At 40.8% G+C, this 21803-nt stretch carries 23 protein-coding genes and 2 tRNA genes; 13 read left to right on the top strand and 12 right to left on the bottom strand.

Translation table 11 applies throughout. The features are described from left to right. Positions 1–67 precede the first annotated feature (67 nt). On the top strand, positions 68–514 hold the full coding sequence (locus BWD47_RS05990; RefSeq protein ID WP_065979860.1) for a DUF4826 family protein: 447 nt from the start codon (positions 68–70) through the stop codon (positions 512–514). A 68-nt stretch (positions 515–582) separates the two neighbouring features. On the opposite strand, the gene BWD47_RS05985 is transcribed toward BWD47_RS05990, so the two are convergent. The 12 genes from BWD47_RS05985 to BWD47_RS05930 form a co-directional block, all read right to left on the bottom strand. Beyond that, entirely contained in the window at positions 583–1041 is a 459-nt protein-coding gene (locus tag BWD47_RS05985; protein WP_036968745.1) for a GNAT family N-acetyltransferase, read from the bottom strand. Between the two features lie 12 nt (positions 1042–1053). Continuing rightward, positions 1054–2199, bottom strand: a complete 1146-nt coding sequence (locus tag BWD47_RS05980; protein ID WP_074988266.1) for a cupin domain-containing protein — start codon at positions 2197–2199, stop codon at positions 1054–1056. A gap of 269 nt (positions 2200–2468) precedes the next feature. Then, complete coding sequence (purB, locus tag BWD47_RS05975; protein ID WP_036968740.1) at positions 2469–3839, bottom strand: adenylosuccinate lyase; 1371 nt, start codon at positions 3837–3839, stop codon at positions 2469–2471. A gap of 33 nt (positions 3840–3872) precedes the next feature. Beyond that, a complete protein-coding gene (gene hflD / locus BWD47_RS05970; RefSeq protein WP_075593627.1) occupies positions 3873–4475 on the bottom strand; it encodes a high frequency lysogenization protein HflD in 603 nt (200 codons plus the stop codon). After that, complete coding sequence (gene mnmA / locus BWD47_RS05965; RefSeq protein WP_065979989.1) at positions 4475–5575, bottom strand: tRNA 2-thiouridine(34) synthase MnmA; 1101 nt, start codon at positions 5573–5575, stop codon at positions 4475–4477. The genes hflD and mnmA overlap by 1 nt, the downstream gene beginning before the upstream one ends. A 209-nt stretch (positions 5576–5784) precedes the next feature. Next, positions 5785–6219: an NUDIX hydrolase gene (locus BWD47_RS05960; protein ID WP_075593626.1), complete on the bottom strand. Its 435-nt coding sequence runs from the start codon at positions 6217–6219 to the stop codon at positions 5785–5787. Beyond that, positions 6212–6859, bottom strand: coding sequence for an rRNA large subunit pseudouridine synthase E (locus tag BWD47_RS05955; RefSeq protein ID WP_075593625.1), 648 nt, complete (start codon positions 6857–6859; stop codon positions 6212–6214). Before BWD47_RS05955 ends, BWD47_RS05960 begins: the two co-directional genes overlap by 8 nt. Beyond that, positions 6859–7188, bottom strand: coding sequence for a sulfurtransferase TusE (tusE, locus tag BWD47_RS05950; RefSeq protein WP_036968729.1), 330 nt, complete (start codon positions 7186–7188; stop codon positions 6859–6861). Before tusE ends, BWD47_RS05955 begins: the two co-directional genes overlap by 1 nt. Positions 7189–7191: 3 nt before the next feature. Beyond that, positions 7192–7458: a sulfurtransferase complex subunit TusB gene (gene tusB / locus BWD47_RS05945; RefSeq protein ID WP_065979864.1), complete on the bottom strand. Its 267-nt coding sequence runs from the start codon at positions 7456–7458 to the stop codon at positions 7192–7194. Beyond that, complete coding sequence (gene tusC, locus BWD47_RS05940; protein ID WP_075593624.1) at positions 7455–7811, bottom strand: sulfurtransferase complex subunit TusC; 357 nt, start codon at positions 7809–7811, stop codon at positions 7455–7457. Before tusC ends, tusB begins: the two co-directional genes overlap by 4 nt. Beyond that, positions 7808–8161, bottom strand: a complete 354-nt coding sequence (gene tusD, locus BWD47_RS05935) for a sulfurtransferase complex subunit TusD (RefSeq protein WP_065979866.1) — start codon at positions 8159–8161, stop codon at positions 7808–7810. The genes tusC and tusD overlap by 4 nt, the downstream gene beginning before the upstream one ends. Positions 8162–8216: 55 nt before the next feature. Further along, positions 8217–8882, bottom strand: coding sequence for a Bax inhibitor-1/YccA family protein (locus tag BWD47_RS05930; protein ID WP_036968718.1), 666 nt, complete (start codon positions 8880–8882; stop codon positions 8217–8219). Positions 8883–9139: 257 nt separating this feature from the next. Here BWD47_RS05930 and BWD47_RS05925 point away from each other — a divergent pair. From BWD47_RS05925 to BWD47_RS05870, 12 genes are all read left to right on the top strand, one after another. Beyond that, positions 9140–9230 (top strand) — tRNA-Ser (locus BWD47_RS05925). Positions 9231–9272: 42 nt separating this feature from the next. After that, positions 9273–9363, top strand: a tRNA-Ser gene (locus tag BWD47_RS05920). A gap of 141 nt (positions 9364–9504) precedes the next feature. After that, the gene (locus BWD47_RS05915; protein ID WP_036968716.1) at positions 9505–9900 is read left to right on the top strand and encodes a hypothetical protein; all 396 of its coding nucleotides are present in this window, start codon (positions 9505–9507) and stop codon (positions 9898–9900) included. A gap of 125 nt (positions 9901–10025) precedes the next feature. Next, a complete protein-coding gene (locus BWD47_RS05910; protein WP_036968713.1) occupies positions 10026–10487 on the top strand; it encodes a GAF domain-containing protein in 462 nt (153 codons plus the stop codon). Next, positions 10484–10762 (top strand): hypothetical protein, encoded by a 279-nt coding sequence (locus BWD47_RS05905; protein WP_036968711.1) that lies wholly within the window; start codon positions 10484–10486, stop codon positions 10760–10762. Before BWD47_RS05910 ends, BWD47_RS05905 begins: the two co-directional genes overlap by 4 nt. A gap of 14 nt (positions 10763–10776) precedes the next feature. Continuing rightward, positions 10777–11430 (top strand): RNA chaperone ProQ, encoded by a 654-nt coding sequence (proQ, locus tag BWD47_RS05900; RefSeq protein WP_075593623.1) that lies wholly within the window; start codon positions 10777–10779, stop codon positions 11428–11430. A 27-nt stretch (positions 11431–11457) separates the two neighbouring features. Then, positions 11458–13482: a carboxy terminal-processing peptidase gene (gene prc / locus BWD47_RS05895; protein ID WP_036968705.1), complete on the top strand. Its 2025-nt coding sequence runs from the start codon at positions 11458–11460 to the stop codon at positions 13480–13482. Positions 13483–13678: 196 nt separating this feature from the next. Then, entirely contained in the window at positions 13679–15157 is a 1479-nt protein-coding gene (gene nhaC, locus BWD47_RS05890; protein ID WP_065979868.1) for a Na+/H+ antiporter NhaC, read from the top strand. Positions 15158–15199: 42 nt separating this feature from the next. Next, the gene (pepN, locus tag BWD47_RS05885; protein WP_074988370.1) at positions 15200–17794 is read left to right on the top strand and encodes an aminopeptidase N; all 2595 of its coding nucleotides are present in this window, start codon (positions 15200–15202) and stop codon (positions 17792–17794) included. Further along, positions 17794–18015 carry a DUF2835 family protein gene (locus BWD47_RS05880; RefSeq protein ID WP_036968698.1) on the top strand — a complete coding sequence of 74 codons (222 nt, stop codon included), beginning with the start codon at positions 17794–17796 and terminating at the stop codon, positions 18013–18015. The genes pepN and BWD47_RS05880 overlap by 1 nt, the downstream gene beginning before the upstream one ends. A 311-nt stretch (positions 18016–18326) precedes the next feature. Further along, on the top strand, positions 18327–20411 hold the full coding sequence (locus BWD47_RS05875) for a DUF1302 domain-containing protein (RefSeq protein ID WP_075593622.1): 2085 nt from the start codon (positions 18327–18329) through the stop codon (positions 20409–20411). A 12-nt stretch (positions 20412–20423) separates the two neighbouring features. Then, complete coding sequence (locus tag BWD47_RS05870; protein ID WP_075593683.1) at positions 20424–21788, top strand: DUF1329 domain-containing protein; 1365 nt, start codon at positions 20424–20426, stop codon at positions 21786–21788. Positions 21789–21803 lie beyond the last annotated feature (15 nt).

Raw genomic sequence — 21803 nt, 5'->3', positions numbered from 1 at the left:
CCTAAACACTTGCACAGCTCAATATTAAGCCTTAAAGTGTCTGAAATGTTGTAAAAGAGTAACCATCATGGAACAAAAACAAGCGAGACCATTAACACCTGAAGAACAAGCAGAAGCACAAAAGCAAAGTGTTATTTGGCAAAGAGAATGTTTCCAAAATGCACAAAAGCACTTAGCTGAAAAAGGTGTTATACCGCAAACTGTTGTTGAAAAAGAAAGCCGTTTTATTGCACCGCTAGTCGCAATTTGGAAGTTCAAAGCGCAAAATGGTAAAAGTTATTGGGTGATTACGGGTCGATTGCCTACCGATCATGCTGAAGCGGGCGCGGCTGCAAACCCACGCGAAGTCTTACGTTATTTCTCAATGCAGTGGCAATTAAAAGCAGATCAGTTGATGGAATCTGGTGCAACAGATAAAACGAAAGTTGATTTTGCTAACCTACTGATTAATCGCGCTCATGGTTTGTATGAGTTATTCGAAAAAGATGAAATGTGGCAGAATGAGCCCGCGTAATCGCATTTTAATTATAAAAAAAAGCTGAATAATTTTATTCAGCTTTTTTATGAAAATGACAAAAGTCACTAATGAACCATCGTGAATGGTCGCGTATCAAACTGTTTTATAGGGCAAAGCATTCGCTGTCTAGGAATACCCGCTTCCATAAATACTAAGCCATCAGCAGCAAAACCATTTCGTTTAAATCGTTCAACTTCATTTAAAATACAATTAATACTGACGCAATCACAGCCTTGCTTTTCAGCCATATTAACTAAGTAGGTTAGCAGTGATTTATAGACCGAACGGTTGCGATGCTCTGGTAAGACGGCAATGCGCCCAATCAAGCCATCATTACACAAACGCCCAGTGGCAACTGGGCATTTTCCATCGTCTGTAACGAGCACGTGATGGGCTGTTTTATCTAAATGATCAAATTCAACGTGTTTTGGTATATGAAGCTCATATACAAATACACGTTCTCTGATCCGTTGTAAGAGTTCCTTGTCGATACTCCATTCAACTTCGTCAATATGATACCCCATAAGCACACGCTCCTAACAAAACCAAATACCCTCATTTAAAAGTGTAGTAAATGTTTTTAAAAAGTCGTGGTTATTTTTTGAACTATTTATATCGTCTGCTGTCAGCCAGCTTTGGTCTGTAAGCCTTTTGATATCGGCAAGTGCACTCATTTCATGCAGGTAGTTTATACCGTTAACACTTAAAAGAACTTTATCATCAATAATTTGATAAATAGCGCGTGTACCACCTAAACGTTCAAAAACCAGCGTTTCATCAGTGAGCAGCTCACGTACTTGATCAACCGTGTAGGGCTCTTCTAAAGGCGCTAAGTCCATATCGTGTTTTGGTTGACTTAAACTGTTACCAAGCCAGGTTTTAAACACTGTATTATCATCGATGGCTGCGATCATGAGCTGTTTAATTTGCTCGGCTTCTAGGTTGTTTAGCTCACCTTTAGAATCGCGCAGTGTCAGCTTGCTATCGCCATAGCGTGTATTGCCAAGTTCAGTATCAATTAGGTGATCGGCAAATTGTGAGAGTAAGTCTCGTTGATTAGGTGCTCTAAAACCCACTGAGTAGTTAAGAGCATTTTCAACTGCATAGCCTTCATGTGGGCAACCTGGAGGAATATACAAAATATCGCCAGGCTCTAATACACAATCAATTACAGCAGGGAATTGTTCTACTTGAAGTAGACTTTTATTTTGAGCGAATTGTTTTAAGTTTGCATCAGGTAAACCAACACGCCAATGACGTTTGCCAAGACCTTGAATGATAAATACATCATATTGGTCTAGATGCGGACCCACGCCACCCCCTGGTGTTGAGTAACTTATCATCAGATCATCAATTCGCCAGTTTGGAATAAAACGAAATGGTTCAAGTAATTGAGCTGCATCTGCATGCCAATGATCAACGGCTTGTACTAGCAATGTGGCATTCTTTTCTGTTAGTAAGCTAAAGTCTTCGAATGGGCCGTGGTATGCCTGCCAGTCATCAGCATGATTGGTGATGATACGTGACTCAATGCTGTCTTCCATTGCAAGTCCAGCTAACTCCTCTGGCTCAATTGGATCTTGAAAATCACTAAAACCTTGTTTAATAAGTAGCGGTTTTTTCTGCCAATACTCGCTTAGGAATTGCTGCGGAGTAAGCGAATTAATAGTTAGTTGATACATATAGGTACCTAATACCAAGCTGTTGAGTTATACCAATGTGCAAAAATACTTAATCATCTTGAGTGATTAAACCAGTCGCTACCAGCGTTAAAATTTCTGATTTAGAACAACTAAATAACTAAATTTTTGCCTGTTATCAACGCGGTTTTATTGCCTCAAAATAAACCACTTAAGTAAGCAAGATGGTATTAATTGAGCAAGTTGGCATGATTAAAAGTAATAAAAAAGCGAAAGGAAGGCCTTTCGCTTTTTAAAGTCACATACGCAATTTATGCTAAGTTATCAATGAACTCAACAGCACGGCCAATATAGTTTGCCGGTGTCAATTTTTTCATTTCAACTTTTGCTTCTTCTGGTAAATCAAGACCATCAATGAAATCAGCCATGATTTCTTTGTTAACACGTTTACCACGTGTTAAGTCTTTAAGCTTTTCGTACGGCTTTTCGATACCGTATTTACGCATGACTGTTTGAATAGGCTCAGCAAGTAATTCCCAGTTTTGATCAAGTTCTTCTAAAAGGCGCGGTTCGTTAACTTCAAGTTTGCTAACACCTTTTAACGTTGCTTGATAAGCAATTAGGGTATAGCCCATGCCCACACCCAGGTTACGTAAAACGGTTGAATCAGTTAGGTCACGTTGCCAGCGAGATACAGGCAGTTTTTGCGCAAGGTGAGCAAAGATTGCATTTGCAATACCTAAGTTACCTTCAGAATTTTCAAAATCGATCGGGTTTACTTTATGTGGCATTGTTGATGAACCAATTTCACCCGCAATCGTTTTTTGTTTAAAGTGATTAAGAGCAATGTAACCCCAAACGTCACGGTCAAAATCAAGTAGCACAGTATTGAAACGTGCAATTGCATCAAAAAGCTCTGCAATATAATCGTGTGGCTCGATTTGTGTTGTGAATGGGTTAAATGTTAAACCAAGACTCGTAACGAATTGTTCAGCATGGTTGTGCCAATCGTAATCTGGGTATGCACTTAGGTGGGCATTGTAGTTACCTACTGCACCGTTGATTTTACCTAGCATTTCAACTTGAGCAATTTGGTCACGTTGACGCTTTAAGCGCATGTAGACGTTTGCAAACTCTTTACCCATTGTTGAAGGTGTTGCAGGCTGACCGTGTGTACGAGTCATCATAGCAACAGATTTATATTCAACTGCTTTTTCTTTTAAAGCATTTAGGAGTTGATCACAGTAAGGAAGTAACACTTTGTCACGCGCTTCAGTTAACATTAAGCCGTGAGATAGGTTGTTAATGTCTTCTGATGTACATGCGAAATGAATAAACTCATTCACTGCGTTAAGCTCTGCGTTGTCAGCTACTTTTTCTTTCAGTAGATATTCAACGGCTTTAACGTCGTGGTTAGTTGTGCGCTCGATTTCTTTAACGCGTGCTGCGTCAGCTTCGCTAAAGTTATCAACAATGGCATTAAGTAAAGCATTAGCCTCGTCGCTAAATGCCGGTACTTCTGTGATTGCGCTTGCTGCAGACAAGGCTTGTAACCAACGAACCTCAACAGTTACACGGTATTTGATTAAACCAAATTCGCTGAAAATGCTGCGTAGTTCCGTGGTCTTGCTGCCATAGCGACCATCTACCGGAGAGATAGCGGTTAACGCTGAAAGCTCCATAATGACTCCTAAATTGTCTAGTTTGAACGATAATTAAATATACTGTTTAGCAATAGCGAGAATTTTTCTTTTCGCAAAGAAAAAGTGACGGCGTTTACCGCCCATTTGTCGCCATAACACGGCATTACGAATTCCGGCTAAAAGGAGAGCGCGGATTTTGTTTTGCGTGAGTTGCTGCTTTAATAACTCTGGCTTGCCGTACACTTGAATACGATGCCCAAGGGGGCTTAGCACCGATGAGTAAATATCGGCAAGCGCTGCGACCACGGTATCATCTGTGATTGCAAAATGGTCGAGGCGTCGTTTTACATCATCGATACGTCGACCTAATTCATTTAAACTGTTTTGTTTTGCACTTAATGCACGTTCTAACTGCATTAAGCCACCTACATACTTTACGATTTCAACGTCTTTGTCGGCGCCTGCTGAAAGCTGGGCAGTCAACACGCGATAACCCTCACGTAAATTATGTTTTCCCTGGTATACATCTTCAGGGGTATTCGGTGACGTTTCTACAATACAGTTGAGTAATTTTTCTAATTCGTGATCGCTACCACTGCCATATTGCGCTACTTTTTGAACCTGTTTAGCAACTTGACACATGGCGGCTAATGCCATGACTTGGTGCTCTGTCATTATTTGATCACCGAATCGATAATACCGCCACCGAGGCATACTTCGTCAGCATAAAAAACGGCTGATTGGCCTGGTGTCACTGCTTTTTGTGGCTCATCGAATAATACGCGTGCCATACCATCTTCACCAACCAGCAATGTACAGCTGATGTCTTCTTGGCGATAGCGTGTTTTCACTGTACAACGCGTCGTGCCCTTTGGCCCAACACGGTCAACCCAGTGAAGTTGGTTAGCATTTAAGCCATTACTGTATAAGCGAGGGTGATCTTTACCTTGACCAACCACTAAAACATTGCGTGCAATGTCTTTGTCTACAACATACCAAGGCTCGCCTGAACCTTCTTTCATACCGCCAATTAACAGGCCTTTTCGTTGGCCAAGGGTATGGTACATAAGACCTTCGTGCTCACCGACTTCGTTACCATCAGTGTCTTCAATTTTGCCCGGTTGTGCCGGTAAGAATTTTTGTAAAAAGTCTTTAAATTTACGCTCACCAATAAAGCAAATACCGGTGCTATCTTTTTTATCGTGCGTTATTAAATCTTGTTCTTCGGCAATGCGACGAACGTCTGGCTTGGCAATATCACCAACAGGGAAAAGTGTTTGTGCAATATGCTCATGACTTAGTGTGTATAAAAAGTAGCTTTGATCTTTGTTGTCATCAAGGCCACGGCACATAACATATTTGTCGTCTCGCTTTTCACGGCGCACATAATGACCCGTGGCGATATAATCGGCACCTAGCGCTTCAGCTGCAAATTCTAGAAAGGCTTTGAATTTGATTTCTTTGTTACACATGATGTCTGGATTAGGTGTGCGACCTGCTTTGTACTCTGCTAAAAAGTACTCAAACACGTTATCCCAGTATTCTGCTGCAAAGTTAACAGTATGTAGTTCAATACCTAGTTTATCGCACACGGCTTGTGCGTCTTTAAGATCTTCTGCAGCAGCGCAATATTCATCATTATCGTCTTCTTCCCAGTTTTTCATGAACAGGCCTTCTACTTGATAGCCTTGTTGCTTTAATAAATACGCTGATACAGAAGAATCAACACCGCCGGACATACCAACGATGACTTTAATGTGACTATTTTCGCTCATAATATTCGCTGTCATTTTTTAACTGCTGTGGAAAGGCCGATATTATATACCCAAACCACTTCAAGATGCGAGTTTCAGTTAGGATTAAACGTAATTTAGGCGCGCTATTGATTGCAAATAGTGGTTATTTGCTTGCTACTGTAATAAATCGCTTTTATTTAACAGCGTTAATCAAAACAATCGTCATTATTGGTAAATAACACGCGTCGTTATTGGTAAATCAGGCTCAGAGGATAGGCATGTCCTGCGAGATGATCTTCAATACACTTTAAAACCAGAGGGCTTCTGAGTGGCAGCTCTTTTATGGCGTCTAAGCTGAACCAGTGAGCGCTTATAATATCGCTATCAATAGGTGAAGGGGGGAGCTGCTCTGCGCAACTAAACGCAAAACTAAATCGCATGTAGTGTACACCATTTGTGGCATGCAGATTATAAATACCCACAAGATGTGAAGGGGAGAGCGTTAAACCCGTTTCTTCGTATAGTTCACGACTTGCTGCTTCGCTCACGGTCTCGTGTGCTTCTAAATGCCCAGCAGGTTGATTGTAGCAAATTTCGCCGGTGTGTTTATCACGCTCTTTTACCAGTAAAAACTTGTTTTTACTGGTAACGATAGCGGCAACAGTGACATGAGGTTTATGCATCTGGGTTATTCACTACTTTATATTCGCCACTTGCTAATCCTGCAAGGGTATATTTGCCAATGCTGTAACGGATAAGTCTTAAGGTCGGGAAACCAACATGGGCTGTCATGCGCCTTACTTGACGATTTCGTCCTTCAGTTATTGAGATTTCAAGCCAACTAGTCGGAATGTTTTTACGCTCTCTTACCGGTGGGGTTCGAGGCCACAAGGTCGGTTCATCAATGCGTTTAACTTTGGCTGGTTTGGTCATGCCATCTTTAAGCTCTATACCTTTATTGAGCGCATAAATGGCTTCGTCGGTAACATCGCCTTCGACTTGCACCCAGTAAGTTTTAGCGGTCTTTTTATGTGGCTCAGTCAATGTGTGCTGTAATTTTCCACAATTGGTGAGTAGCAATAGGCCCTCGCTGTCTCTGTCGAGGCGACCTGCAGCATAAACGTCTTTGATGTTTATAAAATCAGCCAGAGTTTTACGATTTTGATCATCCGTAAATTGGCACAATACATCAAATGGCTTATTGAACAGCACAACTTTGCGTTGCTCTGGGCTTAAGGGTTCTTTTACTTCACGTTTTAGTGTGGGTCTTGAATAACGTCGCCCATTACTGCGACGCGGTTTACTCGTAGGTTTGTGTGCCATTAAATACACCTTGCTGGCTTTGGTAAACCTGCAATTTTTGTAGCTTGCTTCGCAGGGCCTTTTGGAAACAGCTTATATAGATACATGCTGTTGCCTTTTTCTTCGCCGAGTTTTTGTGCCATTGCTTTTACTAGCATACGAATAGCTGGACTGGTGTTGTATTCTAAATAAAAGTCGCGAACAAAATGCACGACTTCCCAATGCTGTGCAGTCAGGGTTATGTTTTCTTGCTCAGCAATTATAGGAGCCAGTGCTTCACTCCAATCTGCGCTGTTGAGTAAATAACCTTGTTTATCAGTGTCTATTTGTTTGTTATTAAATTCGAGCATGGTTTACCACGTGATAGTGTTTTGGCTAGTTAAAGTCAGTTCAACAAACTGGTTGTAGTCAATATCGACATCATATTCGCTAAGCGTAATGGCACGCGCTGTGGCATCTTCTTTTAATAAATGCAAAGCAGCAGAAAATTGTCTGTACTGTTTAATGTTGTAGCAAGCATCACCGACAAGCAGCACAGTGTCATCACTGCTGATTAAATTTTCAAGTGCATTGGTGCAGTAGTGCGACAAAGGTTTTGAAAAAATATGCAAGGTACTCATAGAGTCACCACCTGGTGCTGCTGACTTATTAAGAGGCGCTGCTGTTCAAAATTAGCGACTTTTACATCAATAATTAAATTATCTTTGGTTAAATTAAAATCCATCAGTGATTTTTCGCAAACGTAAATGTTTTCAACATCATATAACTCAAGCGTTTTAATGGTTTTAAAATAGTTTTTAATTCCCAATACTTCAGGTTGTTGGTGTTTTTTGAGTGCCAGTACAGCATCGCCACTGAGTAACCAACTAATATTTTGCTCAATGGCAGCAAATATCAGTGTGGTGTCGAGTGATTCACGCATATGCTGATCGTCAAACGGGCCATGTTGGCTAATTACTAAAATGTTCTTCATTTAAATTGCACCCATTTATCAGCATCCGCAGCGAGCATAGCAAACTCGGCCAGACCTGCGACGGTGAATACCCCTGTATTTTCGATGTCTAAACCACGCTTTTCTGCCGCGGTAACACACAGTAAAAGTGGGATACTTTTAGCGTTGAGTTCTTGCCATAAACGACTAACAGGTAACTCGTCACTGGCGAGTTCTAAATGTTGACTGGCGTGATACACACCTGCTTGATACAAAAAAACAGCTGAAATTGTGTGCCCTGAATCAAGGCAAGCCTGTGTAAATTTAATCAGACGTTGCGTACAGTCATGATCGGTCGGTGCGGTGTGAAGTGAAAGTACAAATTGTGCCAAAACGCATCCAATAAAAAAGCCCCTAGAAAGGGGCTATTTTAACAGAACTATTTAATTAGTCATCACTTGCGCCAAGTAGATGTAGAAGCGAAGTGAATAGGTTATACACGTTTAAGTACAGTGCAACGGTGGCACGAATGTAGTTTGTTTCACCGCCGTTAATAATGCGGCTTGTGTCGAACAAGATTAAACCCGACATAATTAACACAACTGCTGCATTTATCACCATAAACGTGATTGAGCTGCCGATGAATAAATTGACTAAGCTTGCAATGATAACAACGATTAAGCCTACGGTTAAAAAGCCGCCCATAAATGAGAAATCTTTTTTGGTCGTTAGCGCATACGCCGATAAACCAAAGAAAATAAGTGCGGTTGAACCCAGTGCTTGCATAATAAGCATTGGACCATTTGGCATTGCTGCGTAGTAGTTAAGAATCGGACCTAAGCCTGCTCCCATCAACCCCGTAAAAACAAATACCCATGCAACACCCGATGCGCTGTCTGCCTTTTTATGCACCACAAAAAGCACACCAAACGCAACTAAGCTAAATACTATACCCATAAAGTAAGGTAGGTTCATTGCCATTGAAATACCTGCAGTGATGGCACTGAAAGCCAGTGTCATAGCAAGTAAAAAATACGTGTTTTTTAGTACTTTATTTGTTTCAATGGTCGACATAACCGGTCTAGCGGTATTGTACGATTGATTAAACGCCATTGTTAGAGCTCCTTAAATGAACTGATATGTTCGTTAGTTCCAATAGTTAAACTGAACTAAGCCTATCAAGAGTTATATATTTGGGCAAACCTTTGTAGATCAATAGACACGATAAATAATAAAAAAGTTCAGATTGTTCACAATTTGGCTCGCATTGTGTTTTTGCTGAACGATTTAGTTGTTTTTTAATCACTTAAACAGTTTTTTGAAAAAAAAGCTTCACAAACTAAGCTGCCTTATCTATTATGCACGCCGTCGGAGAGATGGCAGAGTGGTCGAATGCACCGGTCTTGAAAACCGGCAGGGGTTTGTAGCCCCTCTAGGGTTCAAATCCCTATCTCTCCACCATTATTTTTACTACTGGCGAAAGCGAGTAGTTTTTCCGCACTCGGAGAGATGGCAGAGTGGTCGAATGCACCGGTCTTGAAAACCGGCAGGGGTTTGTAGCCCCTCTAGGGTTCAAATCCCTATCTCTCCACCATTATAAAAGCCGCTGAATCTAATTCAGCGGCTTTTTTGTTTCTGCTGTTTTTAAATTACGACTATGGTCGATATTTCGTATTCTACCGAGTTAGTCCATGCTTAATACTTCTCGTATTATCTTTGTGAAATTAGGGAATTTATGAAACATCGTTTAGCAAAGAGTGTAGGACTTTCATTATTATCACCCGTCATTATTGGCTGTGTACTCGGTGTGTATTACGCATTGACGCTAGAAGGAAATGGCTGGCGTATCTTTTTCAATTTATTTATGAACGCGATTGCAAATGCACATATTGTTGGCCTTACAATGGCAGCATTTGTTGTGCCTGGTTATCTGCTTATGTACAAGTACGCAAAAGTAAACTATTCAGGCGTTCTTACTTTGGGTTTACTCGGGGGTGCTATTTTTAGTTACTTGCTAAGTGCGACATCAGGTATGGCGTTTATTGTAAATGCAATTATGTCTGCATTGGCCGCAGGATTATTTTTATTTGGCTTGCGACAGGGTCTACCATCTCAAACATCTCATCAATAGCAGAATATTTAATCAAGCTGACTGAAATTAAGGGCAAAATGTTTTTTTTTGCCCTTAAAAGGTTTCATTTATCGCCTACAAAGAGTACCTTTAGCTACTGTATGTTTAATAAGAAGTAGTTTGGTATGCAAAAGCAAGATTTTTACCAGTCATTAGTTAAACAAACTGAATCGCTGATCGCTGGTGAACCCAATGTCATAGCTAATATGGCGAATATTAGTGCGTTGTTATTTACCTCATTAGAGGATATAAATTGGGCGGGCTTTTATTTACTGGATTCGCCAGAAGAATTAGTGCTAGGGCCGTTTCAAGGTAATCCTGCGTGTATCCGTATTCCAGTTGGAAAAGGGGTATGTGGGACTGCGGCACAAACACAAGAAACACAATTAGTTGAAGATGTTCACGCTTTTGCAGGTCATATTGCTTGTGATGCAGCATCAAACTCTGAAATTGTTGTACCAATCTTCAAAGATGGTCACGTGTTTGCTGTGCTTGATATCGATAGTCCGAGCATCGGTCGATTCGATACTGATGATCAAGCTGGTTTAGAAGCATTGGTAAAATGCTTTGAGGCAAATCTGAAATGAAAGATCTGCTAAATGTGCAAGATTACCTTTTTGCCATTCACGATGTCGGTGATTGGGAAGGGGAAGAAGAAGTTGCAGCTGAAAGGCTCAACGACTTGATTCATATGGCTTGGGATCGTCTTCCAGATGACTTAGACTGTGAATCAATTGATGAAATTATAAATGGTATTTGGGAACACCTTCGCGGTGATTTAGCGCTTATTGAAGCGGACTTCGAAGAGTTAACCGACTGGGTAACACACTATGTCGATTCATCGCTCGATGAAAAGATGTAATAAAAGGTTCTAACATGGAAACCACAAACAAGCTAAAAGATATTAATGAAGTATTGGATTTCTTATACCAAGAATTTCCACAATGTTTTAAACAAAAAGACGGCATTCAGCCGCTTAAAGTGGGTATCTTTAAAGATATCGCTGAGCGCATTGAAGGCTCTGAGAAAGTAAGTAAAACTCAGGTTCGTCAAGCGTTAAGAAAGTACACCTCAAACTGGCGCTATTTAGAAGCCGTGACAAAGTCTGAGTTCCGTATTGACCTTGATGGTAATCAAGATGAAAAAGTGGAACAAGAGCACATTGAGCACGCTCAAAAAGCGTTAGAAGAAAGCCGCGCAAAAATGGCTAAACGCAAAAAAACCCAGCGTCCACCACGTAAAGATGCAGACACAAAATCTTACAAAAAGAATGCGGGTTCGCACGCCAAAACAGGCGATAAAGGCGCTAGAGTTAACACTAAACCAGCTAAAGCTGCTCCTGCAAAACGTTCAGGAAAAGTTGAACCATTACCTGCCTCAGAGGTCAAGGTTAATAGCAAGGTTAAAGTTAAACTTGGCCAAGCACTTGTAAACGCAGTTATTACTGAAGTGAATAAAGATGAAGTTCACGTTGAGTTAGTAACAGGAATGCAAGTTAAGACCAAAGCAGACAGCCTGTATATCATTTAATAGCTGTAAAAAATAAAGGAGTTGTGTATGAGTAAAAAGTTTACGCTCATTCCGTTAGTCGCTGCCCTGTTTTCAGGTTCATTATTGGCTTCTACAGATAATTTAACTGCAGAAGATTTACCAGTACTCAAGCAAGAAAGCCAACATAGTACAGCAAGCAAACGGGTGACAAACTTATTTACTCGTGCACACTACAAACCCATTCGCTTTAACGATGAATTATCTGAACAGATATTTGATCGTTATATCGAATCCCTCGATTTTAATAAAAGTGTGTTTTTAGCGTCTGATATTGCTTCTTTCGAACAATATAAAGACCAGTTCGATAATGCGCTCTCTTCAGGGAAACTTGGGTTTGCCTTTGATATTTTTAATCTGAGCTTAAAGCGTCGTTTTGAGCGTTATGATTATTCTTTATCGTTACTTGAAAATGAAATGAAGTTCGATAAAGCAGATGAATATATGTTTGACCGCGAAGACGCTAAGTGGGCAACGACTCAAGCTGAGCTTGATGAATTGTGGCGTCAGCGCGTTAAATACGATGCGTTGCGTTTAAAAATGACCGGTAAAGATTGGCAAGGCATAAAAGAGGTCTTAACCAAGCGTTACCACAATGCGCAAAAACGCTTAGTGCAGACAAACAGTGAAGATGCATTTCAAATTGTAATGAATTCGTTTGCACGTAGTATTGAAGCACACACATCTTACTTATCACCCCGCCGTGCTGAACAGTTCAAAATGGACATGGACCTTGAACTTGAAGGAATTGGCGCAGTATTAAGTTATGATGAAGATTATACCGTGATCCGAAGCCTAGTTCCGGGTGGTCCCGCTGACAAATCTGAACAAATTAAAGCAGATGACCGCATTATAGGTGTTGCTCAAGAGGGCGAAGACTTTGTTGATGTTATTGGCTGGCGTCTTGATGACGTGGTTGATTTAATCAAAGGCCCTAAAGGTACTAAAGTTCGCTTACAGTATCTAAAAGGGGCGGATGCTCATGGTACTCCGAAAGTTGTTGAAATAACCCGTGATAAAATTCGTTTAGAAGACCGTGCTGCTAAATCAGAAGTATTTGAAGCGAAATACTCAGATTTAACAAGTAAAATCGGTGTGATAGAAATCCCAGGTTTCTACAATAATTTATCGCAAGACGTAAAAGTCGAAATTGCGAAATTAAAAGAAGCGAAAGTAGATGGCATCATAATCGATTTACGCCAAAACGGCGGCGGTTCATTGTATGAAGCGACGCAATTGTCAGGCCTGTTTATTGATCAAGGTCCAGTCGTACAAATTCATACGTTAAACAACCGTATCGAAGAGCAAAAAGACCGCGATGGTGTCACTTTTTATGATGGCCCATTAACCGTTTTAGTTGACCGTTACAGTGCATCAGCCTCTGAAATATTTGCAGCAGCGATGCAAGACTATGGTCGTGCTATTGTGATTGGTGAGCAAACGTTTGGTAAAGGTACAGTACAACAGCACAAACCGCTGGGCCGTGCGTATGATTTATATGATCACCCACTTGGCAGCGTACAATACACAATTGCAAAATTTTATCGTATTAATGGCGGAAGCACGCAGCATAAAGGGGTGATCCCCGATGTGTCATTCCCCTCAGCGATTGACCCAGCAGACTGGGGCGAAAGTCAGCAAGACAATGCATTACCTTGGGACAGCATCATTCGCGCTAAATATAATTCAGTTGACGATTTGAAGCCTGCGATTGCTTATGTCAATAAATTACATGATGCGCGCATTGCCAATGAGCCTGAATTTGGTTATGTGTTCGATGACATTAAACGTTATCAAGAAGAGAAAGATCGAAAAACAATTTCACTTGTTGAAGCAACACGTATTAAAGAGAAAGACGAAGGCGAAGAGCGTGCGCTTGAGCGTGCTAATGAACGATTAGTTCGATTAGGTCACAAACCAGTGGAAAGCTTAGATGATTTACCTGATACGCTTGATGATCTCGACCCTTTCTTAGAAGAAGCCGCGTTAATTACGCAAGACTATATTAAGTATGGTCGGCTCGCGAAAAAATAAATACCTATAATTGGTTAATAAAAAGGCGCTTAGGCGCCTTTTTTACTGCCCAAAACGGGGCATCTTGTTATAATTGATCAATCTGGCTGTCTAAAATGTTCGTGGTCTAATTAATAAACATTAATCCAAGGCGTTCTTTAGACAATCAAACAATAATAATTAAACACGCCACATAAGACGTGTAGGAGACTATCTTTTGAATTCAATTGAAGAGAAGCCGATCAAACAGGCCAGTTTTTTAGATGCCTTGATCCCCATTACTGTTCTCGTGTGCCTATTGGGTGCAGCTGTTTATTTATTCGGTGATAACTCATCATCGGGGCCAAATCAAATAGCCTTACTCTTTGCTACTTTTACTGCTGCCTTAATCGGTCTAAAAAACGGCTATACCTGGAAAAAGCTTGAACAAGCGATGATTGAAGGGATCACCTTATCATTAGGTGCCATTATTATACTGTTAATGGTAGGCGCATTGATTGGCACATGGCTGCTATCTGGAACAGTACCCACCTTAATTTACTATGGTTTACAAATTATCAATCCAAGTTGGTTCTATGCGGCTAGTTGTTTAATTTGTGGCATTGTTGCGATGAGTATTGGTAGCTCATGGACGACAGCTGCTACCATCGGTGTGGCATTATTAGGTGTTGCAACGGGGTTAGGACTTGAGCAGGTGGTGACTGCCGGTGCTGTTATTTCAGGCGCCTATTTTGGTGATAAGTTAAGCCCACTGTCGGAAACAACAAATTTAGCCCCTGCGGTTGCCGGAGCCGATCTGTTTGAGCATATTCATCATATGCTTTGGACCACGGTGCCTAGCTTTATCATTGCCTTAATTATTTTTATTTTTATGGGCTTTAATGCAGGTGGTTCAGCAGAAGCAGGCCGAATTGATGAAATCATTAACCTGTTAGAAAGCAACTTTAATATCGGGCTTGAAATGCTCGTGCCATTAGTCGTGTTGCTTATTCTTGCAATAAGAAAAATGCCGGCATTTCCAGCTATTTCAATTGGTGCTGTACTGGGCGCTATTTGGGCTATGTTGTTTCAATCAGATTTAATTAATAGTCAAATCGATACATCACAAGGGCAGTTAATTGGCTATTTCAAGCTAGTGTGGACAACATTTTTTGATGGCTTTAGCATCGATACGGGCGACGAAAAAATGGATTCATTGCTCAGTGGCGGCGGTATGGCCGGAATGTTAAACACAACTTGGCTAATTATGACCGCATTGATGTTTGGCGCCATTATGGAGAAAACTGGCTTGCTAGATATGTTTGTAAAAAGCATATTGAAAATAGCGAAAAGCACCGGCTCACTTATAACAGCGACAATTGCGACTTGTATCGGTACCAATGCAGTGGCGGCAGATCAATACATTGCTATTGTTGTACCAGGACGTATGTTTAAAGATGAATATGAAAAACGCGGTTTAAAACCGGTGAATTTATCACGTACTTTAGAAGACGGTGGTACCATTACAAGCCCGCTGATCCCATGGAATACGTGTGGTGCATATATGCAAAGCGTTTTATTAATTAACCCATTTGATTATGCACTTTACGCTTTCTTTAATTTAATTAATCCAGTACTCGCTGTTGTTTACGCATATTTAGGTATTAAAATTTTACGTATCGAACCAAAACACGTTAAACAAACCAGCGCTGAATAATTCATGTTAGGCCCTGTTAAACAGGGCCATTTGGAGTCAATGATGTCTGCAACGAGTAAACCTCAAGCTCAATATTTAAAAGATTACCAAGCCCCTCATTTTTCAATACAACATATCGATTTACGCTTTGAATTAGCGCCCTTAAAAACCGTCGTACACTCAACAATGACGATTAACCGTGTGGACGAAACGGGGGCTGATTTAGTGCTTGATGGTGTTGATTTAACACTAATCTCACTGCATGTAGATGAGCAAGAGTACAGTGACTATACGCTTGAGGATGAGGCACTCATCATCCACAATTTACCTGCTAATTTTATTTTAAAAATTGTCAACCATATCGATCCTCAAACAAACACTTCCCTCGAAGGCCTGTATTTATCAGGGGGCGCGTATTGCACGCAATGTGAAGCTGAAGGTTTTAGAAAAATCACTTATTACTTGGACCGCCCAGATGTATTGGCAAGTTTTGATGTTACGATCATTGCTGAGCAAAAATACACGCATTTATTGTCTAACGGTAATCAGATTGATGCAGGCACACTCGATGATGGTCGCCACTTTGTCAAATGGCAGGATCCATTTAAAAAACCAAGTTACTTGTTTGCATTAGTTGCAGGTGATTTTGATGTGTTACGTGACCAGTACACAACGAAATCAGGCCGTAATGTTGAGTTGGCCTTATTTGTTGATAAAGGTAATTTACCAAAAACCCCGCATGCAATGACATCGTTAAAAAAATCAATGCAGTGGGATGAAGAACGTTTCAATCTTGAATACGACTTAGATATATACATGATTGTTGCCGTCGATTTCTTCAATATGGGGGCGATGGAAAATAAAGGATTAAACATCTTCAACTCTAAATGTGTGTTAGCGAATCAAGAAACCGCCACCGATAAAGATTACCACACGATTGAGTCTATTGTTGGGCATGAATATTTTCATAACTGGACGGGCAATCGCGTTACTTGTCGAGACTGGTTTCAGTTGTCTTTGAAAGAAGGTTTAACCGTATTTAGAGACCAAGAGTTTAGTAGTGATTTGGGATCTCGTGCCCTAAACCGTATTGATGCTGTAAAAGTAATGCGAACTCATCAGTTTAGCGAAGATGCAGGGCCTATGGCGCACCCAATTCGCCCAGAAAAAGTTATTGAAATGAATAACTTTTACACTGTGACAGTGTATGACAAGGGCGCAGAAGTTATTCGTATGATGCACACGATATTAGGCGAAGAAAAGTTTCAGCAAGGTATGGCGCTTTACTTCCAACGCCACGATGGTCAAGCCGTTACCTGTGATGACTTTGTTGCAGCCATGAGTGATGCTTCTGAAATTGACTTGCAGCAGTTTAAGCGTTGGTACAATCAAGCGGGTACTCCAAGATTAAAAGTAGATCAATATTTTGACCATGTTAATCAAACCTTTACACTGACTATTGAGCAATTTGCGCCAGATAATCAACCTAATAATGCGTTGTTACATATTCCGTTTGCGATTGAACTACTTGACCCTGCTGGTCAATCAGTGCCGTTAACGATTAATAATCAGATGCAAGATTCTGTGCTTAATATAACTGAAAAACAACATACCTTTGTGTTTGAAAATGTTATAGAGCCGCCTGTTGCAGTGCTTCTGGAAGATTTTTCTGCTCCTTGTATTGTTAACCAAACTAGCAGCACCGCTGATTTGCTCCATATTATGCGTTTTGCACGAAGTGATTTTTCGCGATGGGATGCACAGCAACGATTATTTACCAACGAAATTAAAGCCGCAATATCATCGGGTAATGCATGCTTATCTCCTGACATCATTTCTGCTCTTAACGTATTAATTACAGAACGAGCAGGGGATTTGGCACTGATTGCAGAGCTATTAAAATTACCAAGCTATGACACGATTGCGGCTGAATATGCAGTGATCCCCGTTGATGACATTGTTTCAGTAATGAATGCATTTGAACTACACATTGCGACTGACTTATCGGACTCATTGATTGCGTGTTATAAGGCATTACACGATGATGGCACAACATCTGCCGAGGCTGTTGCCGTTAGGGCACTTAAACAGGTCTGTTTGCACTATTTAGCAAAAACTGAACAGCAAGACGTGAATAACTTTATTGACGAAGCCGTAGCCAGCTCTAACATGACAAATGTGTTAGCTGCGCTAAGTGCGGTTGTAAAAGCGAATCACCCTCGCTGTGATAATTTGCTCAATGAATTTGATGCTAAATGGCGACATGATGTACTTGTAATGGACAAATGGTTTGCATTGCAGGCAATGAAAGAGTCAGCAACCTGCATTGAAGACATTAAGCAGTTGTATGATCACCCAAGTTTTGATTTTGGTAATCCAAACCGTGTCAGAGCATTGGTCGGCAGCTTTAGTCATTTTAATACTACACAATTTCATCGTGCAGACGGCAAAGGGTATCAATTATTGGGTGATTTGCTTATTAAGCTCAATGATATTAACCCGCAAAATGCATCACGTATGTTAACACCATTTATGGCATGGAAACGTTATGATCACGACCGTTCGCAGGCAATCAAAGCACAATTGCAACGTTTGGCATCATTAGAGAACCTAAGTGATGATTTATTTGAAAAAGTTGAGAAAGCGTTAGTAGGTTAATGACTGAATACTTTTTTTCTTTGTATTTAAGTTATGCAGAATGCCTTGATTACTATCATGGTAAATATACTTCAGTACAGGTAACAGAAGATGGTGGCAAAACAATTCGTTTTGCTGCCAAGCATTTACGTCCTTTTATTTCATCATTAGGGATAAGAGGGCGTTTTAGGCTCACGCTGGGCGCTGATAATCAGTTTTTAAAGCTTGAAAAAGTGAGTTAAAACGCCAAATAGCCTTAAAGCTGTCATACGACAAAGTGTGCTAATTTACCCAAAAATTAGCCACATTTTTCTCCCTCCTATAAAATAATCTTATTATATTTTTGTTAATTCAATTTGTTCTATTGTTAATTTACGTGTATAAATTATCTGGTATGACGTCTTACCAATACGTAAACGTCACATTTTTAAATAAATATTAACCGATTGAACGCGTTCTATATTGTATTTTTACTATTTCGCTTCTATCGTTAGAAAGATTCTAAAAACAACAATTTGATCACAAAACAACCCGTTACAGGGGGATGAACACAATGATAAAAAGATCGCTTTTTGTTAAAAACAAAATAGCTTTGGGATTCGCGGCGGCGACTCTGGGACTCTCAAGCACAGCTTTGCACGCGGCCACTTTTCAATTAGGTGATTTTGACGTACGTTTTGACTCTAGCTTTTCATATGGGCAGAGTATTCGAGTCGAAGACCGTGACTTTGCAATTATAGGTAAAAGTAATAACCCATCATTTGATTGGTCGGGCTATCATCCTGCTTTAAATCCTATTTACTCTTCTTCTGATGTATGGAACCAGCCAGGCGCTTATTCAAATAATGGCGATGCTGGTAACCTTAACTTCGACAGTGGTGATTCTTTTTCAAAGCTGTTAAAAGGCAACCATGAGTTATCGATTAGTAAAGATAATTACGGTCTTTTTACCCGTTTCATGTACTTTTATGATTTCGCGTTGATGGATGGTGACTTTGCATATAGTAACCCAACATCAGGTAAGAAAGTTGACCCCTGTGATGATGACGACACCAAAGAGCAAGTATGTGCCGATTTACGCTTACTTGACGCGTACGTCTGGGCGAACTTTGACCTTAACGAAGGTCGAAACCCGCTATCTATTCGCTTAGGTCAGCAGGTCGTTAACTGGGGTGAAAGTACCTTAATTTCTCACGGTATCAACGTAAACCCGGTTGATATTGACCGTTTGAAAGCGCCAGGTGCGGAGTTAAAAGAAGCATTCATACCCGTTGGTATGCTATGGGCTTCATTAGGTATTACCGATAATATTACCCTTGAAGGTTTTTATCAGTATGAATGGCACGAAACGCGCCTTCCTGCTGCAGGTACTTATTTTTCAACGAATGATTTCGCGTCTGAAAATGGTTACCAACAAAATATCCAGCTTGGTTTCACATCAAACCCTGATATCGATTTAGCTTTCTTAACAGACAGCTTAAATAGTTTAGATGATATTGTGCGCTCACAAGGTATCGATCCTGAATCGCCGCAAGGGCAAGCAATGATGGCGCAAATGTACCTGGCATTTCCGACCAAAGTTGCTTTAAAAGGCAAGGGGGATGCGGGTAAAAATGAACCTGATGATGGTGGACAATACGGTTTACGTTTAGGTATGTACTTACCTGAACTAAACGATACAGAAGTCGCCCTTTACCACATTAACTATCACAGCCGCCGACCTGTTATTTCTGGTCAAGTATCTAATTTTACATCGCAAGCATTGGCTGCTGATATTGGTATGCTATTAACTTCTGAAATAACAGAAGATAATGTTACAAGTCTTCAAGCATTCACTAAAGGGCAATTAGAGTACCCTGAAGATATTAAGCTGTACGGTTTAAGCTTTAATACAACCGTGGGTGAGACCGCACTTGCGGGCGAATTTGCCTTCCGTCAAGATGAGCCACTGCAAATAGATGATGTTGAATTATTATACGCTGGTATGCCTGAGCAATTAGCTGTTGCGGGTATTCGTCCTGATTTTGCAGGTATTTCGCAAATGAGCTTAGGCGATGCGACCAGTGTCGTTGGTCCTGGTGAAGTTGCACAAGGCTATATTCTTCGTAATACAGCTCAGCTTCAGTTTACTGCTACCCATTTATTTGGCCCATCTCTTGGTGCTGATAGTTGGGCTGTTGTGGGTGAAATCGGTGGTGTTCGTATTAATGATATGCCGGAATACGATGAGTTACGCTTGAATGTTGCGGGTACGGGTCGAAGCGGTATTATGCAAGGCCCATTAGGTGATGATTATTCGACACTCCACCTCGGTATTTCAAACGGCCCTGAGACAAACCCATTCCCAACTGCGTCTGCGTGGGGTTATCGCTTAATCGCAAAAGGTGATTACTTTAATGTCTTTAACGGGGTGAATTTCTCACCACGTTTCGTGTTCTCACACGACGTGAATGGTATTACACCTGATCCGATGTTCCTGTTTGTTGAAGATCGTAAGTCACTGGGCGTGACAATGAACTTTAACTATCAAAATGCGTGGTCATTCGACTTTAGCTACAACTCTTTCTGGGGTGGTGGTGCGACGAATACTTTCTCTGACCGCGATTATGTTTCTTTCAATATTAAATATTCAATTTAAGGGTAAATTATGATTATTAGAAAACCTACCCTCATTGCTGCAGCGTTTTGTAGCGTTTTTGCAAGCAGCAGTGTGCTTGCAAAAATTACCGCTGATGAAGCGGCACGTTTAGGTAAAGATTTAACACCCATTGGTGCAGAAAAATCGGCAAACAAAGATGGATCTATCCCTGAATGGACAGGCGGTATTACAACGCCTCCTGCAGATTACAAACCGGGTATGCATCACCCTGATCCGTTTGCAGATGACAAGGTATTATTCACAATCGATAAGTCGAACGTCGATAAATACAAAGATCTCTTGAGTCCTGGTCAAATTGAGTTATTCGATACATACCCTGACACATTTAAAATGAACATTTATCCAACCCGTCGCAGTGCTTCGTATCCTCAGTTTGTATACGATGCTACTAAAAAATACGCGACTACGGCTGAGTTAGTTGAAGGCGGTAATGGTATTAAGAACACGGCAGTAGGCGTGCCATTCCCAATTCCTAAAGACGGCTTAGAAGCCATTTGGAATCACCTATTACGTTTTCGTGGTTTAGCCGTAGAGCGTTATGCTGGACAAGCAGCACCGACGGCATCAGGCTCGTATAATTATGTAGGTTTTGATGAACAGTTGTTAGTTGAATACTCAAATCCAAAATCGACACCTGAACAACTTCAAGAATCAAATATTCTATTTAAGTTTAAGCAAAAGGTAACAGAACCTGCTCGTCTTGCTGGTACCGCATTGCTTGTTCATGAAACAATGGACCAAATCTTAACGCCACGTCAAGCATGGACATACAACTCAGGTCAACGTCGTGTTCGTCGTGCGCCAAACGTAGCCTATGATGCACCGGGTACTGCAGCAGATAGCTTACGTACAACCGATGATTTTGATATGTTTAATGGTTCACCAAATCGCTATAACTGGACATTAAAAGGGAAGCAAGAGCTTTATATTCCGTACAATAGTTATAAGCTTCATAGCGACAAGTTAACCTACGATGATATTTTACAAGCGGGTCATATTAACCCTGAGCATGTGCGCTATGAAAAGCACAGAGTATGGGTTGTAGAAGCGAACCTTAAAGAAGGCACGCGTCATATTTATAAAAAGCGTGTGTTTTATATTGACGAGGATAGCTGGCAAGTTCATGTAGCCGATATTTATGATAATCGCGATCAAATGTATCGTGTTGCAATGTCGCATGGCTTGAACTACTACGAAGTACCTACGCATTGGAGTACGCTAGATGTATACCACGACTTAAATTCACGTCGTTATTTAGCGATTGGTTTAGATAACCAAGAAAAAATGTATGACTTCTCAAAAACATTAAACGACAATGAGTTTACCTCTAGCGCATTACGCCGCGAAGGTCGTTAATCTACACACTAGGCA

The sequence above is a fragment of the Pseudoalteromonas sp. PAB 2.2 genome, from assembly GCF_001938575.1.
Classification (GTDB): domain Bacteria; phylum Pseudomonadota; class Gammaproteobacteria; order Enterobacterales; family Alteromonadaceae; genus Pseudoalteromonas; species Pseudoalteromonas lipolytica.
Note: the sequence above shows the minus strand (reverse complement) of the source record. Positions and strands in the feature narration are given on the sequence as shown.